Origin of the sequence: Rhizobium sp. SG741 (genome assembly GCF_012275435.1) — a bacterium.
GTDB classification, from domain to species: Bacteria; Pseudomonadota; Alphaproteobacteria; order Rhizobiales; family Rhizobiaceae; genus Rhizobium; species Rhizobium lusitanum.
This window is the reverse complement of the sequence record NZ_JAAZQP010000007.1, coordinates 299,907-315,355: the sequence shown is the minus strand read 5'-3', so window position 1 is coordinate 315,355 and position 15,449 is coordinate 299,907. Positions and strand designations below refer to the sequence as shown.

The window sequence follows — 15,449 nt, the reverse complement described above, 5'->3', positions numbered from 1 at the left end:
GCCGCTCACCCATGAAACCGTTTCGTCGCAGGCAACCATTTTCCGCATCGCAGCCCGGCATGATATTATCGTCCTCATGAAAGACGAGGATCTCATTGCCCTTGCTCTCGGGCTGCCGGAGACGGCAGAAAGCTCACATTTCGGAATCCGTGACTTTCGGGTGCGGAGCAAGATCTTCATGACTCTCCCGGGCCCCGATTTCTGCGTGGTCAAGCTGACGCCCGATCAGCAGCAGATGGCGCTGGCCACCTTGCCGCAGCATGTCGCGGCCGTGCCGGGTGGCTGGGGGCTCAAGGGATCGACACGGCTTTTCCATCACGGCGCGGATCGTGAGGCGGTAAAGGCGCTCGTGCGTCGGGCATGGCGAAACGTGGCGCCGAAATCTATGGCTTTACCGGAGGTTTAGGCTCCATGTGGTCTTCCACGGTCAACGGCCAGTCGACGACATAATCCTCGAAATCGTCGAGCGCGACGTCGTTCTCGCTGATCGTGCGTCCCCGCGCGGAGACGCCGGCGATATGGACCGTTTCCGGATCGCCAGATATCAACGGGTGCCACCAATAGAGGTCACGGCCTTCGTCGACGAGACGATAGGCGCAGGTGGGCGGCAGCCATGCCAGCTCTGGTACCTTTTCCGGCGTCAACTGCACGCAATCGGGCACGAAATCCCAGCGGTTCGGATAGCTGGTGCATTGACAGCTTTCGCCATCCATCAGCTTGCAGCGGACCGACGTGAAATAGACGTCGCCGCTATCCCAATCCTCCAGCTTGTTGAGACAACAGAGGCCGCAGCCGTCGCAAAGGCTTTCCCATTCCGGCGTGCTCATCTCCGCCAGCGCCTTGCTTTTCCAGAAAGGTATCTCGTCCATCCTCATCATCCTCGCCGCCCAGGCAGGAAATGCGGGCCGCGACATGCGTGTCTCTTGTTCTTTTCTCTAAATCAACCAATTATTCAATTCGCCACTCTATGAGATAATGGGCTTTGCGTGCGCCACAAGGAGACACGCAGCAGTATTGTGGTCGGGAAGTAGCGCGTGGAAGACCCATCCAATCCAGAAGACGGGCCGAAGACAGAGCCCGGGACGCAACAGGAGAGCGGGGCCGGAAAGCCGCCGCGCCGGAAACGCTATTTCTTTCTGCGTATCGATTCATGGATCGACTCCACCTTGTGGAATGCCGGTTTTCGGCTTGGCGAAGCCTGGGAAGATATCACGATTTTCTTCCGCCGTTTCCGCGTGCGCGGCTGGAAACGCATCGTTTTCGAACTGCTCGGCGAAGGCCTGACGCTCGGCGCGGCCGGCTCCGTCGTCATGCTGATGCTCGCCATGCCGGCTTTCGAGGCGACACAGGGCGACTGGCGCAATCGCGGCAACTTTGCCGTCACTTTCCTCGACCGCTACGGCAACGTCATCGGCCATCGCGGCATCATTCACGAGAATTCCGTTCCCGTAGACCAGCTGCCGGACTATTTCATCAAGGCGGTGCTGGCGACCGAGGACCGGCGTTTCTTCGACCATTTCGGCATCGACGTGATCGGCCTGTTCCGCGCAGTGACGGTCAATGCGCAGGCCGGCGGCGTCGTGCAGGGCGGCTCGACGCTGACGCAGCAGCTTGCCAAGAACATCTTCCTCAACAACGAACGCTCCATCGATCGCAAGATCAAGGAGGCCTTTCTAGCGATCTGGCTGGAAGCCAATCTCTCCAAGAAGGAGATCCTCAGCCTCTATCTCGACCGCACCTATATGGGCGGCGGCACTTTCGGCGCGGCCGCTGCGGCGCAATTCTATTTCGGCAAGAGCATCACCGACGTCAATCTGGCGGAGGCCGCGATGCTCGCTGGCCTGTTCAAGGCACCGGCGAAATATGCGCCGCATGTCAATCTGCCGGCCGCGCGCGCCCGTGCCAACGATGTGCTGTCCAACCTTGTGCAGAGCGGATTGATGACCGAGGGCCAGGTGATCGCCGCGCGGCGCAATCCCGCCTCCGTCGTCGACCGCGCCCAGATCGACTCTCCGGACTACTTCCTCGACTGGTCCTTCGATGAAGTGCAGCGGCTCGCCACGCGTTTTCCGGAACGCTCGCTGATCGTCCGCACGACTATCGACATGGGGCTGCAGAAGGCGGCGGAGGATTCGATCCAGTCCAGCCTGATGGAATATGGCGAGCGCTACCATGCCAAGCAGGGCGCCAGCGTTCTCATCGAAAGCGGCGGCGCGGTCCGCGCCATGGTCGGCGGCAGCGACTACGGCGAAAGCCAGTTCAACCGCGCGACCAAGGCGCTGCGCCAGCCAGGCTCCTCGTTCAAGATCTACACCTACTCCGTGGCGATGGAGAACGGCATGACGCCGACATCCACCATCGTCGACGCACCGATCACCTGGGGCAACTGGAGCCCGCACAACTACGAGAACCGCTATGAAGGCAAGGTGACGCTGACGCAGGCGATCACGCAGTCGATCAACACGGTTCCGGTGCGTCTGGCCAAGGAGAAGTTCGGCATTCAGCCCATTCGCGACATGGCCAAGGCCTTGGGCGTGGAGACGCCGATCCGCAACGACAAGACCATTCCGATCGGCACATCGGAAGTGACCGTGCTCGACCAGGCCACGGCCTATGCGGTTTTCCCGGCCGATGGCATGCAGTCGCGGCGTCACGGCATCGAACAGATCACCGGCTATGACGGCAAGGTGATCTATGATTTCAGTCGCGACGAGCCGTCCGCCAAGCGCGTCCTCAGCGAAAAAGCCACCTCCTACATGAACCAGATGCTGACACAGGTTCCGGTGATCGGCACCGGCCGCAAGGCAGCGCTGGACAACGGCATCGTCATCGGCGGCAAGACCGGCACAACTCAAGCCTATCGCGATGCCTGGTTCATCGGCTTTACCGGCAACTATACCTGCGCCGTCTGGTTCGGCAACGACGACTATACCTCGACCAACAACATGACGGGCGGCACGCTGCCGGCCATGACCTTCAAGAAGATCATGGACTATGCTAACCAGGGGGTCGTGCTGAAACCAATTCCAGGCATCAGCAATCCATTCCCGGTGCAGAAGCCGCAGACGGTGGCGGCCAAGAAGCCGGCGGACACGACGGATGGCGGCCTGCCGCCGCTCGTGCGACCGCGCTCGCTGTCGGTGGATTCCACGAAGATCCTTCGCGATATCGGTGAAAGGCTGAAGACGGCTCCAGCGCTCGAAGCGCAAAAGTTGGCTGCTGCGGAGTAGCGGTCGTTCGGGGCAAGAGGAGCGAGATCCGCGATTGGCCGCCGCTCCTTTCGGCTTTCCACCGAAAAGATACAGGAAAACATCTGAACTCGACATCCCAGCTGCGGGAGCAAGCAACCCCGGCAGATGCTCGCATTCACGAGGCTCCTTCGCGCGTTTTTGCCCATCGGTGATATCGAACCAACGACGCCCGCCCTTCCCCCTACCTTCAGAATCAGGAATAAATCGACACTGATTTGTCACGAGGACGATCCCAGGGTGTTCCGAGTTCCCCTTCTTGTTGCGCTTTCACTGCTGATCGCCTTTGGCGGCGGGATCGTGTTCACGCTTTTTGCGCTGGATGTGACCTCCGGTTTCGGTGCGATCAAGCTAGGCGTCTGGCAGGCGTTTCCGGAAATGCAAACGGCCGAGGCCGATCCCTATGCCAAGTCGCATCGCGCCCGCGCGGGCCGACTGCTCTACGGCACGGCGGAGGGGTTGGTGTTCACCGCTTCCGACGATAGTGCCGGCGGGCGGCTGACGACAAGTTGCAGCTATCGCATCAGCGGCCAGACGCCGCCGGCGCGGCTCTGGACGCTTTTCATCGCTGGTATTGACGGCGAACCGCTGGCCGGGCCTGCGGGACGACCGTCGATGATCAATTCCTGGATCGTGCTGCGCAATCCGGATTCAAGCTTCGACATTACCATTTCGCCCGACGCCCATGCAGGCAACTGGCTCGCGCTCCCCGCCGCCGGCAATTTTCGCTTGGTATGGACGCTGCTGGATTCGCCTGCGGCCAGCAATTCCGGGCTGATCGATCTGACCATGCCGAAACTCGAGAAGATCGGATGCGGCCATGTTTAGATTCGTTTTCGCTGTTCTGACCGGCCTATTCGGCGCAGCGCTGCTGCATCTCGTCATCATCCTGTCACTGCCGCATTTCTCGGATCGCGACGCCTATACCCGGGTGTCCGACGAAGGCGACGAAAACCATTTCTACATGCTCGACGACAAGGATGACGATGCGGGGCTTTCCAATACCGACCCCTATATCCGGACCGCCGTTTGCGCATTCGACATCGAAGACAAGCCGGTACACCTTACCGCCAAAGGCAAGGTGCCCTTCTGGTCGCTCGCCGTCTACGACGCGGCATCCAACGAGGTTTTCAGCATGAGTGACCGCACATCCGTCGGCGGGACGCTCGATTTGCTGCTGGCATCTCCCATACAGCTCACCGGCATCCGCAAGGCCCTACCGCCGTCCCTCGCGCAATCGATCCTCGTCGAAGTGCCGCGCACCCAGGGCTATGCGGTTCTGCATACGATGGCGCCGCAAGCCAGCTTCGACGATGCGGCCCATGACTTCCTGTCGGAAGCCGGCTGTGACGAATTCAATGACAACTGAGAATGGGCCAGAACAAAGTCTGAGCCCATGACTAGCGAGACAGGCGCTGCGATCTAAAGGCTGCGTACCGCGGCGAAGATGTGTTGTCGCGATGCCGATCCCACCGCGACAGTCCATATGATGGGCAGCTACTTGCTTTTCGCCCGCTTGCCCCCCGCCCCCGGGCGGTCGGTTACGGTGTCCAGATGCTCGTAGCGAACGCCGGTAAATAGCAATAGTTTTGCTTCCACCGGCTCCTTTTGAGCGCGTGGCGGCATTCGCGATCGCCGCTCCGAAAGAGATATGATCTTTGCCATTCTCGTCTCCATTTGCGTCTCGAGACGGATGAACTTGCGACTGATTTCACCCTGCCCGTCCTCAGAGCGGGCTAGCGCTTCTTCCAGTCCCAGCCTCATATTTTGGGCCAAGACGAAAGACATTCACGCCTTCTCACGGTATTTACTGGACACCGTGGCATGGGTACCGGTTGTGGCTCCCATGCTAACTTTATTGACGACCGCATTCTGCAAATCACTGCTTTTGACCGAATTCAGACACAGCGCGGTTAACAGAATGCTAATCATCATCGCATTTCACCCTAGGCACGAGTCGTCATACCCTCATAACGCTGTGAAGGCGGGATTAGTTTCACCAGCCGATAAAAAATCACCGGAATCGGTTTGGTTATGAAACCCTGCAATATCATATCCTTAAGTGAATCATCGGCGCCGCTGGCGAATAGGCAACCGACCATCGCGTTGCAAAAAAGCGTCACGCAAATATTATTTGCGCTCACAGAAAATTAACGTATTGTCAAAGCGAAAACTGAGGGCGATGCAATGCATGCGACGGGCAATTCCGTCTTCTTACCTGAGGATGTCATGGTCCTGCGCGGGGCGCTCGATACATGGTGCACAGAGAAGCGGATCGATATCACAAGTGCTGAAGCCCAGCTCGCGGCCTCTGCGGCCATTGGCCTATTTCAGTCCGGCTACAATACCTCCGAAAAGCTGCTCGCCGCGCTGCGTGAGCAGAGAGGCATCTAGACAACTTCTTCCCAATTAGACTGTGATCGAAGCGAAACGCGCGGCTTCAGACAAGCCTGCAATGCTTTATGGCGACATGCCAAGCCAAACCCCTATAGGTTGAGCCGTCACATCAATGCCTCGCTGCGAATGCGTTTTTGCAGCAGGGTGATCCCCCTCGGCTGCAGCTTATCCGGCATAAATCCGGCCGATATTCTCGCGCAAGCTTAACGCGCAATTTTTATTGGCATTTTAATAAAGTTTTCATCAACCATTAACCTTGCCGGCCTTAGTCTTCTGTAAAAGCCAGATAAGGACGACCGTGTCCACACCCGTTTCGACAATCGCCGCCGAAGCCGTTCCCAACGGTAAAAGGGCGACCCGGCCCGACCGGACAGAGGCGCGGTGGGGTACAGGTCCAACAATCCGGCTCCCAGCGTTTTTGTTCTGCGTATCAGTATGGGTGTTGGCGTGCGTGACCGGTTTCGAGACCTCGAAGAACCTGCGACAGTCCGCAAGAAGGACGTGGTTCTAATGGCGACGATCACCAGCTTCGAGGGCATGAACCATCCTTCGAAATCGGAACTTCGCCAGTTTGCGGAACTCTTCACCCCGGTTTTCCAGGCATCGTCCGAAGAGGCAAAGCGGCAGGCCGTTGCCGCCCTTTCCCAATGTCCGACAGTGCCTCAAGCCGTCGCCCTGTTCATCGGTTGCCAGCCGATCGCGATCGCCGCTCCGTTCCTCACCAGCTCGCAGGCGATCGATGACGATACCCTCATCACCATTGCCCGCACGCAAGGGGCAGCGCATGCGCGGGCAATCGTCCGCCGGCCGTCCCTATCTCCCAAGGTCATCGACGCGCTTGTCGGCCTGCACCAGGCCGAGCCCGATCGCGGCATAACGACAGCGGACTCCCCGGCGAGGGAAGCAACGCCGAAGACCGACCCGCTGGAATCCGAACGGCTGTCGCGCGAAGAAGCATTGCGCCAGCAAATCAAGCAGGCCGCTCGTCACCTGGCCCGCGACGATCAGGATCGCCTCGGTTTGCGCAGCCTCAGCGAAACGCAGGAAGCCCTGCTCGTACGTTTCGCGCGAGAACGCGATGCACTGCAGTTTGCCACCACATTGGCCGATGCGCTCTCCTCCAGCCGTTGGCTCACCGAGCGCATCATGATCGATACATCAGGCCAGCAGCTGGCGGTGACGCTGGTCAGCCTCGGCATGGGCCTCGCCGACGCCGTCTATTCGCTTGAGCGCTTCTATCCGCATCTTGCGGAGCGGCATGGCAGCGTCAGCCGCGCATGGCTGGTTCTGGATGGAATCGATACCGAGGAAAGCCAGGCACGAGTAGATGCGTGGCGCCGCGCCGACAGCTACACTTATCTGCCACAGGACAATCCGGCCCCTCGCCCGGCCGAACCTCTCTTCGGCGCCAAGTCCGGTACGATCCGGGAGCTGCGCGTGGTAGGCCGGCGATAGCAGCCGTCAATCCAGAGGGTTGGGACGTTGGTCGGCGAGCGGGACGATATCGGCGATATCGTCGGTCTCCAGTTCGATGATCCATAGATCCGGATCGAATTTCAGCTCGCGATCGAGCGTCTGGCGAACCTCGGCGGCTTCCTTGCGATTAATGCGGATCTCGAACAGGCGGGTGCCGCTCTCCTCATCGTCAAAGAAGCTCTGCGGTGCCGGGGCATAGAGGGTCTCCGACCCGTCACGGAACCGTTGGCGGATGAAGATCGCTCCGGCCTGCTCCTCGCCCTTCCGCTCGACGGCGGCAAAGTCGCCCCGGGCGAACAGACGTCGGGTCAAGGCGGACACAAAAATGTCGCTGCGCAATCTCATGGCCGAGCTATAACGAGAAGCGGCCGGCGAAGCAATTGAACGCACGCGCTAAAGCGCGCCGATATCCTGCAGCTTCTTCAGGACGGCGATGTTCGGCTCGCCGGTTTCCGGCAGGCGATAATGCTTCTGGAACCGGCGGATGGCGGCCTTGGTCTGCTCGCCGGCGACGCCATCGATGCTGACGTTGCTGTAGGCGATGTTGCTCAGACCCTTCTGGATCTGCATCACCATGTTGACCTTGTCGACTGCATCGCTCGGCGTGGCCTTCGCAGCGACTGCGCCGGGCTTCATGTTTTTCTCGGCGTTCTGGATGGCGGCGGCAACCGGGTCGATGGCTTGCGCGGTAGCCGACACATTGACGGGGCGCTCCGCAGGAACGGTCGCAACATTCGTCTTGCCGGCAGGCACAGCGCCGGCATTGGCCGCCTTCAACGCGGCCAGGAGCTCGGGTGTGGGCGCGCCCGTCTGGGCCAGGCCGGACGCCTCCTGGAAAAACAGAATGGCAGCGGTCGTGCGGGATCCGGTAACGCCGTCGGCTGCGCCATCATAAAGACCATGGCGGATGAGTTCGGCCTGCACGTCGGCAACCAGCTTCGATGGCGTGGCGGCCGGCGCTTGTCCGGCGGTCGGGCTCGCCGCCTGGCCCGCCGCGGCAGAAGGCGTGGAACCGGTTGTGGAAGCCTGTCGCTCGATGCGGAATGTCGTGACATTGCCGGCATCGGCCTGCTGCGCATGCAGGAACGACTTGCGGCCGGGGATCTGATAGGGAGCGCCAGGATCGCGGGTACGCAGCAAGGGCGACGGATGCGCGCCTGGCTGATACCAAAGCGCATTGGCGGTTACAAAGCCGAAAACCCCGAGGAAGAGAGCAACACCGCCGGCGATTGCCGGATGCCTGCCGACCGCACCGCCGACCAGACCGGCAAGAGCACCCGCGCCGCGCAGCCCAAGGCCGCCCAACGCGGCGCCGCCGCGCAGGCCGAGGCTGCCCACGGCAACCGCTCCACGAGAAGCGAAGCCGGGCTGCTTGCGCTTGCCCTTACCTCTTCCCTTAGGCGATTTTCGCTTTTGCGGGGCCATTCATCTCTTCCTCGTTTCGCCTTTCATTCGTCTCCATAGTATGTTTCAGGCGCGGCGGAAAATCGACGGGGCGATTGGCATCCACAGACTGTTGTGTCGTCAAGGCGGCCGAACCGTCGAACGGAATAAGGATTGTGATCACCGTGCCCTCGCCTGGTGCGCTGGCGATCGAGAAGCTTCCGCCGTGCAACGCCACCAATCCCTTGACCAGCGACAGGCCGAGGCCGGTGCCGGCGTAGCGGCGCGTATAATCGTTCTGGATCTGCACGAAAGGCTGCCCGAGCGAGGCCAGCCGCTCGCTTGCGATGCCGATCCCGGTATCGCCGACCGAGAGCTTCAGCATCCCGTCCGCCAATGCCGCATCGACGGTGACGGCGCCGCCCGCATCGGTGAACTTGATCGCATTGCCGACGAGATTGATCAGAATCTGCTGGAGAGCACGCTGGTCGGCGACGATCTCGCCGAGGCCGCGCTGAACGCGGCTCGTCAAGGTCAGCCCCTTTTCCTTCGCCTGCAGCGCCAGCATGGCTTCGCATGCGGCAATGGAGTCCTCGATCGGGAAGGACTCAAGCATAAGCTCATAGCGCCCGGCCTCGATCTTGCTCATATCGAGCATGGTATTGACCACGGACAACAAATGCGCGCCGGACTGGCGGATCAGGCCGACATATTCCCGCTGCCGATTGTTCTCCAGCTTGCCGAAATATTCGCCGCCGAGAATATCGGAGAATCCAAGGATCGCATTGAGCGGCGTCCGCAGCTCGTGGCTGACGGCGGCAAGGAAGCTTGACTTGGCGTCATTGGCCGATTGCGCCTCGGCGGTCTTGCGCGCGGCGTCCTCGCGAAGCTGCTTATCCTGCGAGATATCCCGCAGCTGGCCGACGATCGTCGTCAATCGGCCTTCGCCGTCGCGTCGTGCCGTCAGCTCCATGCGGACATGGACGAACTGCTCATCCCCGCCCATGACGGTCGAGCGTTCCAGGCGCAGGTCTACGCCGAATGCATCGCGGCCCTGACGCAGCACATCGACCGCCTGCAGAAAAAGGATCCGGTCCGAAACATGAATCTGTTCGATGAAGCCGCGACCGGCCGGGTCCCGCATCCAGCTCAGGAATTCCGCGCGATCGCGGCCGCCAACCGTAGTCACATTGCCTTGTGGATCGAGCAGTAGGACGAGCCCGAAAGCGGCTTCGAGCATCAAGTCATGATGCTCGACGATGACCGCCTCGGTGGTTTGGGAATCAGGTCTCTGGCGCGACAGCGCGATGCTGCCGACAGCCGAAAACAGGAACGCGGCGCAAACGGTGGCGACGCCCGCGGGCAGTGCCACGGCCGGGCTTGTGACAAATGAAAGCCCGATGGGAACCGCAAAGAGAGCCACGGATGAGGCAAGCGCAAGCCGGCGCAGGATCGCCAGTTCCTGCCCACGGACTTCGCTATTCCCGTTCGTCCGGGAGAGCCAGCTTCCGCCTACCCGGTCTACGAAGGCTCCAGCCCCGACAGTCATGTTACTCAATACGCGCACACTACAACCCGTCAAAACGGTCACTTATTGGACCTCACAATAGGCTCTGGCGACTTAAGGAAAGAATAAAGGAAAGCCCCGCCGGCTGGCCGAAAAAGCTCCAAAATCCCGTTTTGGCGCAGAATGCGGGACCTTTGTTTTTTGTGGTTAACAGCGGGTAAGCAACGGATTTTATTTAGATTTCCGTCGTGCGTTAACTTTTGCGACAGGGCCTGTGGCCGCAAAGCCCTGCATATCAGGCGGATAGGGCGAGACATGCTTAACAGCAATCGCTACAATTTGATCTAAATGCGGTTCGAATTCGGAAAGCTAAAATTTGAATCAAATTAGCCGAAAATGCCGAGGAGTTTTGAAAAGTGATGTTGTCCTCTGCCGGATAGGGTTCGAGCCACATCGGACAGACAAGTCCGAATCGGCGACCGAGCCGGATGACAGAGAAAGTGGGCAAGGAAATGTGGTTTCTCATTAGAACAGGGTTCTGGTTCTCGCTGGTTCTCATGTTCCTGCCGATCTTCGCGAAGCCCGAGGGCGACCCCCGCCCGGCGGGAGAGCCAACCGTGCAGGTCTCCGACGCGCTTTCGGCCGCCACAGGCGTCGTCCAATATGTCGGCGCGATGTGCTCCGAGAAGCCGGATGTCTGTATGAAGGGCGGTGAAACGCTGACGGCCCTCGGTTATCAGGCCCGCGACGGCGCACGCGTCGCCTACGACATGCTCGGGCGCCACTTCAAGGATCAGTCTTCAAATTCTTCCGTCAACACTGCGGCAGCGCGCGTGAGCCCCGAACAGGTCGCCGCCACGACGCAACCGATGCCCGTCAAGCGCGTCATCGGCACCGAAACCGCCGACGTGTTGACCACCGGCACGGTCAAGCTGCCCTCTTCCGTGCCGCTGCCGATGCCGCGTCCGCGAACCTGACGCCTTTTCTTGGCCACCTTGCGCGCCGCAGGCCTCGACAGGCCAGCGGCGTTCTTTTTATCCGCGGGTTCAAATCGCCCGTCGTTTCGCCTATATCCAAAGTCGATGGACAAATTGGATCGATATGATGGCAACGCTTGACAAGATCATCGAGGACTTTTCCTTCCTGGACGACTGGGAGGATCGCTACCGCTACGTGATCGAGCTCGGCAAGGCGCTGCCCGATCTACCGGAAGATAAACGGACGCTGGAAAACAAGGTGCAGGGCTGCGCCAGTCAGGTCTGGCTCGTGACGCATGCGTCCGGCGACCCTGAAAATCCGGTCCTGACGTTCGAGGGAGATTCCGACGCACATATCGTGCGCGGGCTGGTGGCGATCGTGCTTGCCATTTATTCCGGCAAACCGGCGTCCGAAATTGCCGCGCTCGATGCGCTCGATGTCTTCGGCAAGATCGACCTCGTCGAGCATCTCTCCTCGCAGCGCGCCAATGGACTGCGCTCCATGATCAAGCGCATCCGCGAAGAAGCCCGCGTGAGAGCCGCAGCATAGGCCCGGCTGGCGTCACGATGATAGACAAAACCCGGCTCGCAAGCCGGGTTTTTCTGCAGACCAGCTAGGGCGGTTACGCGTCTCACGGAATCGCCCAACCGCCCTACGTGATTGTTATTGCGCAATTCCGGACGGAAAACCGCTACGCACTTTTCCTGAAATCGCTCCTGGGCGCTTAACGAGTGCCGCGCTTGCGACGCTGGCCGAGACCCATTTCCTTCGCTAGCCGTGAACGTGCTTCCGCGTAGGCCGGCGCCACCATCGGGTAGTCAGCCGCCAGATCCCATTTCTCGCGATATTCTTCAGGCGAGAGACCATGATGGGTCATCAGGTGACGCTTCAGCGACTTGAAGCTGCCGCCGCATTCCAAACAAGTGATTTGATCATCCTGTACAGATTTGCGAACGGATACGGCCGGCTTCTGCTTTTCAACCACGGTAACGGCAGGAGCCGGAGCCGAGGTGCTGCTCAAGGCGGAATGTACGTCGGAAATCAGATTCGGAAGGTCGCTGACCGGGACGACATGGTTGCTGACATAAGCCGCGACTATATCGGCTGTCAGCTCAACCAGTAACTCGTGCCCATTGCCAAGGGCCGTATCTGTCATTTTGTTCTCCTGTTCATCGGCTTGCCTGCTGGCCGCGCCTCCATCGAGCGCGCAAGGCACAGCATTGCTGTATAAACCGCGCGGAGCCCCGGAAATCATATCGATTCCAAGTCTCGTTGCGCCAGGCAATCCGCACTAACGCATTGCCCGCATTCGTAGCAGCCTCCAGCAAAAAGCGGTGCTTTACGCCACGTTTCTTATCGCGTGAAATCCACCCCTAGACGTCATGCGACGAAAACCGCTTCTATACCGTCTGATGTCAGAATTAGTGATTAGGGAAAATGATCCCCAATCATTAACCGGAAGAAAGCTTTGTTCAGCTTTGCTCCAAAGAAAGATCAAAGCATCGAGAACTTATACCCGGTCGAGACTAACTCAACATCAAAACTCTACTTGAATCTGAATTAGCACTCTTTACCCAAATGTCCAGTTTTTAATCCCATCATTTCTTCTCAAAAATCTCATCTATTAAAAATAGATAACTAAAGAGGCGAACATGTATTGCTTTTCCGACAATCTTTGCGTTTGTTAGCGCCTTGTTTTGGACAGGCGTTTCGGCATTTGTCCCGTCAACAGTTCGTCTCTCACCGAGGGCAAAGTCAACCGATGACCGGCCTTATGTGCCGCGCGTGCAAGAAGATGCGCCGAAATCGGCGCGGTCAGCACGAAGAAGACGAAACCTGCCAAGGCACGGGCCAATATCGATAAGTCCTGCGAATGAATACCGACTGCAAGTAGCAAAAGACCGGAACCAACAGTTCCGGCTTTCGACGCGGCATGCATGCGGCTGTAGAGATCGGGTAGACGAACGATACCGATCGCGGCGATCAGCGAGAATAGTGCGCCGGCCAACAGCAGAGCGGCAACAATGACAGCCCAGAACAATTCCACTACCGCCCTCCCTTCTGCCGACGACTATTCTTGCGGGTTTTCTTGCCCTGCTGCGCGTTGCCACTGTCCCGCGCCACGTGAGGTTGCACCGGCGCTTTGGACTGCGCGTGCGTGAGGATGAAACGGGCAAAGGCAACGGTAGCAAGAAAGCCGACAAGGCCAAGCGAAATGGCAATATCGATATAGAGCGTGAAGCCGGTTTTGATGGCGATGACGGCGATGAAGCCGATGGCAACCGCCACCAGCATGTCGAGCGCCAGAACACGATCTGGCAGTGTCGGGCCGGCGACCACGCGATAGACGGTCAGCAAAAAGGCGATGCTCAGAATGCCGAGCGCCACCATAGCGGCGGCCGAAACGATGGATGCGGCGATCATCGGAAAGCCTCCATGATCCGACGCTCGAAGCCCTCGGCAATGCTCCGCCTGATGGCGTCCGGATCGGAACAGTCGAGCGCGTGCACGTAGAGGATCTTCCGGTCGTCGGAAACATCGACGGAAAGGGTGCCGGGCGTCAACGTGATGAGATTGGCAAGCAGCGTGATTTCGAAATCGCGGTCGACTCTCAGCGGGAAGGCGAAAATCCCCGGTTTTACATCCATCTTCGGGCTCATGACGGCCATGGCGACGGCCCAGGCGGATTTGGCAAGCTCGCACAGAAACAACAGCAACAGCGCGAGTATTCGGCGGACACGGCCGAGGTAAAGGACGCCGCCATAGGACGACCGCACGATCCCAAGCGCAACGGCCGCGAGAAGAAAGCCGAACACCAAATTCATGAAGGAGGCGCTGCCGGTGACGGCGACCCAGACGATGGCAAGCAGCAGATTGAAGACGAACAGGATCATTGCACGCCCCCCGCAGCAGGAAAGACAGAGTGCAGATAGGCGGATGGATCTACAAGGTCTGCCGCGGCGCGCTGCGTCAGATGCAAAAGGCGCTCCGGGAAAAGGCCGAAACCGACGACCAGCGCGGCAAGAGCGAGAAGCGGCAGACCGGCCTGCCATCTGATCGGCTCAACGGCCACAGCGCCTCCCTCACTCCCCGGGCGCCAGTATGCCAGCAGGAAGACCCGGCCGAAGGCGATCGTCGTCAGGAAACCGACCAGCAGGATCGCGGCGGCCAGCCACCAGGCGCCTGTTGCAAGCGCCGCCTTCACCAGAACGACCTTGGGCCAGAAGCCGGAAAAAGGCGGCAGGCCGCTGACGGCGAAGAACAGCACCAGCGAGAGGCCGGCGAACCAACCGCTCCGCCGATAAAGCCCACCGAGCGAAGTCAGCGAAAAACCGCCGCCGAGCCGGGCAGCCTGGCCTGCCAGCAGGTAGAGCGCCGTCATCAGCACCATCGAGTGCAGCGCATAGAAGATCGTCCCGCTGAGACCATCGGCGCTACCGAGTGCCACGCCCGCCAGCATCGTGCCGATGCCTGATATGACCATGTAGCCAAGCATGCGGCGAATATCATTTTCGCCGAGCGCGCCCAGCACGCCTGCAAGCATCGTCGCGATGGCGACGACGGTAATGACCGGGCCAAGCTCGGCGCGCTCGACGGGCAGCAACATGACGAGAACCCTGATGAGAGCATAGACGCCGACCTTGGTGAGCAGGCCGGCGAACAGGGCCGAAACGGTGATGCGCGGCGTGTGATAGGAGGCGGGAAGCCAGAAATTGACGGGGAAGGCAGCCGCTTTCATGCCGAAGGCGAGCAGGAACAGGCCTGCCAGCGTCATCAGCGGCCCGCTGCTGTCGCCAGCCCTCGCCTTCATCGCGATGTCGGCCATGTTGAGCGTGCCGAAGATGGCGTAGAGATAGCCGACGGAGACCAGAAACAGCGTGGTGGCGATGAGATTGAGCACGGCATATTTCAACGCGCCGTCGATCTGTTCCCGCTCGGAACCGAGGATCAGCAGGCCGAAAGACGATATCAGCAGCACCTCGAACCAGACATAGAGATTGAAGACGTCGCCGGTCAGGAAAGCGCCGCTGACGCCGGCAAGCAGCAGCAGCAGAAATGGGAAAAAACCATAGCGGCGCCCGCTGGTGACAATCTCGCCGAGCGAATAGATGCCGCCCGCGAGCGCGACGATAGCCGCCGTCAGGGCCATGATCGCGCCGAGAAGATCGACGCTGAAGGCGATGCCGAACGGCGGCAGCCATCGACCCATCACCATCGTCACCGGCCCATCGCTGGCGACCCTGTAAAGCAAGGCGGCATCGACCAGCACCAGCAGCATCAGGCCGGGAATGGCGATCCAGGCGTGCCATTCGGTGCGGTTGCGCAACATCAGAAGTATCGCGCCAAGGCTGATGCACAGGGCCACCGGCAGGATCACCAGCCAATGCCCGAGCGGCACTGGCGCAGCCACCAGCGCGGCGGAGAGATCGACAGCGGTGTCGGCTGGTCCGGCCATATCG

General features: G+C 60.1%; 18 protein-coding genes. 8 read left to right on the top strand and 10 right to left on the bottom strand.

What is annotated here, in order from left to right; genetic code table 11:
• The first annotated feature begins 76 nt into the window (after positions 1–76).
• A complete protein-coding gene (locus FHT29_RS20005) occupies positions 77–406 on the top strand; it encodes an MmcQ/YjbR family DNA-binding protein (RefSeq protein WP_168597130.1) in 330 nt (109 codons plus the stop codon).
• On the opposite strand, the gene FHT29_RS20000 is transcribed toward FHT29_RS20005, so the two are convergent.
• A complete protein-coding gene (locus tag FHT29_RS20000) occupies positions 384–869 on the bottom strand; it encodes a YcgN family cysteine cluster protein (protein ID WP_037193748.1) in 486 nt (161 codons plus the stop codon). The genes FHT29_RS20005 and FHT29_RS20000 overlap by 23 nt on opposite strands.
• 165 nt (positions 870–1,034) lie before the next feature.
• On the opposite strand from FHT29_RS20000, the gene FHT29_RS19995 reads away from it, so the two are divergent.
• The 3 genes from FHT29_RS19995 to FHT29_RS19985 all read left to right on the top strand — a co-directional run bounded on the left by FHT29_RS19995 (position 1,035) and on the right by FHT29_RS19985 (position 4,617).
• Positions 1,035–3,230, top strand: coding sequence for a transglycosylase domain-containing protein (locus FHT29_RS19995; RefSeq protein WP_037193747.1), 2,196 nt, complete (start codon positions 1,035–1,037; stop codon positions 3,228–3,230).
• Between the two features lie 258 nt (positions 3,231–3,488).
• Positions 3,489–4,076, top strand: a complete 588-nt coding sequence (locus FHT29_RS19990) for a DUF1214 domain-containing protein (protein WP_047559817.1) — start codon at positions 3,489–3,491, stop codon at positions 4,074–4,076.
• Entirely contained in the window at positions 4,069–4,617 is a 549-nt protein-coding gene (locus tag FHT29_RS19985) for a membrane protein (protein ID WP_047559734.1), read from the top strand. The genes FHT29_RS19990 and FHT29_RS19985 overlap by 8 nt, the downstream gene beginning before the upstream one ends.
• Before the next feature lie 128 nt (positions 4,618–4,745).
• On the opposite strand, the gene FHT29_RS19980 is transcribed toward FHT29_RS19985, so the two are convergent.
• A complete protein-coding gene (locus FHT29_RS19980; RefSeq protein WP_167669520.1) occupies positions 4,746–4,913 on the bottom strand; it encodes a hypothetical protein in 168 nt (55 codons plus the stop codon).
• 522 nt (positions 4,914–5,435) lie between these two features.
• Between FHT29_RS19980 and FHT29_RS19975 the strand changes: the two genes are divergently transcribed.
• Together FHT29_RS19975 and FHT29_RS19970 are read left to right on the top strand one after the other, a co-directional pair.
• On the top strand, positions 5,436–5,642 hold the full coding sequence (locus tag FHT29_RS19975) for a hypothetical protein (RefSeq protein ID WP_037193743.1): 207 nt from the start codon (positions 5,436–5,438) through the stop codon (positions 5,640–5,642).
• A 450-nt stretch (positions 5,643–6,092) separates the two neighbouring features.
• Complete coding sequence (locus FHT29_RS19970; RefSeq protein WP_047559814.1) at positions 6,093–7,100, top strand: DUF2336 domain-containing protein; 1,008 nt, start codon at positions 6,093–6,095, stop codon at positions 7,098–7,100.
• 6 nt (positions 7,101–7,106) lie between these two features.
• On the opposite strand, the gene FHT29_RS19965 is transcribed toward FHT29_RS19970, so the two are convergent.
• From FHT29_RS19965 to FHT29_RS19955, 3 genes are read right to left on the bottom strand one after another with little or no spacing between them, the layout of a single operon-like run.
• Positions 7,107–7,466, bottom strand: a complete 360-nt coding sequence (locus tag FHT29_RS19965; RefSeq protein WP_047559729.1) for a DUF1491 family protein — start codon at positions 7,464–7,466, stop codon at positions 7,107–7,109.
• A 48-nt stretch (positions 7,467–7,514) separates the two neighbouring features.
• Positions 7,515–8,546, bottom strand: coding sequence for a peptidoglycan-binding protein (locus tag FHT29_RS19960; RefSeq protein ID WP_047559725.1), 1,032 nt, complete (start codon positions 8,544–8,546; stop codon positions 7,515–7,517).
• The gene (locus FHT29_RS19955) at positions 8,518–10,053 is read right to left on the bottom strand and encodes an ATP-binding protein (protein WP_173410555.1); all 1,536 of its coding nucleotides are present in this window, start codon (positions 10,051–10,053) and stop codon (positions 8,518–8,520) included. The genes FHT29_RS19960 and FHT29_RS19955 overlap by 29 nt, the downstream gene beginning before the upstream one ends.
• Before the next feature lie 446 nt (positions 10,054–10,499).
• Between FHT29_RS19955 and FHT29_RS19950 the strand changes: the two genes are divergently transcribed.
• The gene (locus FHT29_RS19950; RefSeq protein ID WP_246703058.1) at positions 10,500–10,988 is read left to right on the top strand and encodes a DUF5330 domain-containing protein; all 489 of its coding nucleotides are present in this window, start codon (positions 10,500–10,502) and stop codon (positions 10,986–10,988) included.
• Positions 10,989–11,115: 127 nt separating this feature from the next.
• Entirely contained in the window at positions 11,116–11,538 is a 423-nt protein-coding gene (locus FHT29_RS19945; protein WP_037194376.1) for a SufE family protein, read from the top strand.
• Positions 11,539–11,713: 175 nt separating this feature from the next.
• Here the strand turns inward: FHT29_RS19945 and FHT29_RS19940 are convergent, their stop codons facing one another.
• The 5 genes from FHT29_RS19940 to FHT29_RS19920 all read right to left on the bottom strand — a co-directional run bounded on the left by FHT29_RS19940 (position 11,714) and on the right by FHT29_RS19920 (position 15,445).
• Positions 11,714–12,145 (bottom strand): MucR family transcriptional regulator, encoded by a 432-nt coding sequence (locus FHT29_RS19940; RefSeq protein ID WP_034507962.1) that lies wholly within the window; start codon positions 12,143–12,145, stop codon positions 11,714–11,716.
• Between the two features lie 528 nt (positions 12,146–12,673).
• Positions 12,674–13,036, bottom strand: coding sequence for a monovalent cation/H(+) antiporter subunit G (gene mnhG / locus FHT29_RS19935; RefSeq protein ID WP_037193739.1), 363 nt, complete (start codon positions 13,034–13,036; stop codon positions 12,674–12,676).
• Entirely contained in the window at positions 13,036–13,413 is a 378-nt protein-coding gene (locus FHT29_RS19930) for a cation:proton antiporter (protein ID WP_047559719.1), read from the bottom strand. Before FHT29_RS19930 ends, mnhG begins: the two co-directional genes overlap by 1 nt.
• Positions 13,410–13,883 (bottom strand): Na+/H+ antiporter subunit E, encoded by a 474-nt coding sequence (locus FHT29_RS19925; protein WP_047559717.1) that lies wholly within the window; start codon positions 13,881–13,883, stop codon positions 13,410–13,412. Before FHT29_RS19925 ends, FHT29_RS19930 begins: the two co-directional genes overlap by 4 nt.
• Positions 13,880–15,445: a Na+/H+ antiporter subunit D gene (locus FHT29_RS19920; RefSeq protein WP_047638823.1), complete on the bottom strand. Its 1,566-nt coding sequence runs from the start codon at positions 15,443–15,445 to the stop codon at positions 13,880–13,882. The genes FHT29_RS19925 and FHT29_RS19920 overlap by 4 nt, the downstream gene beginning before the upstream one ends.
• Positions 15,446–15,449 lie beyond the last annotated feature (4 nt).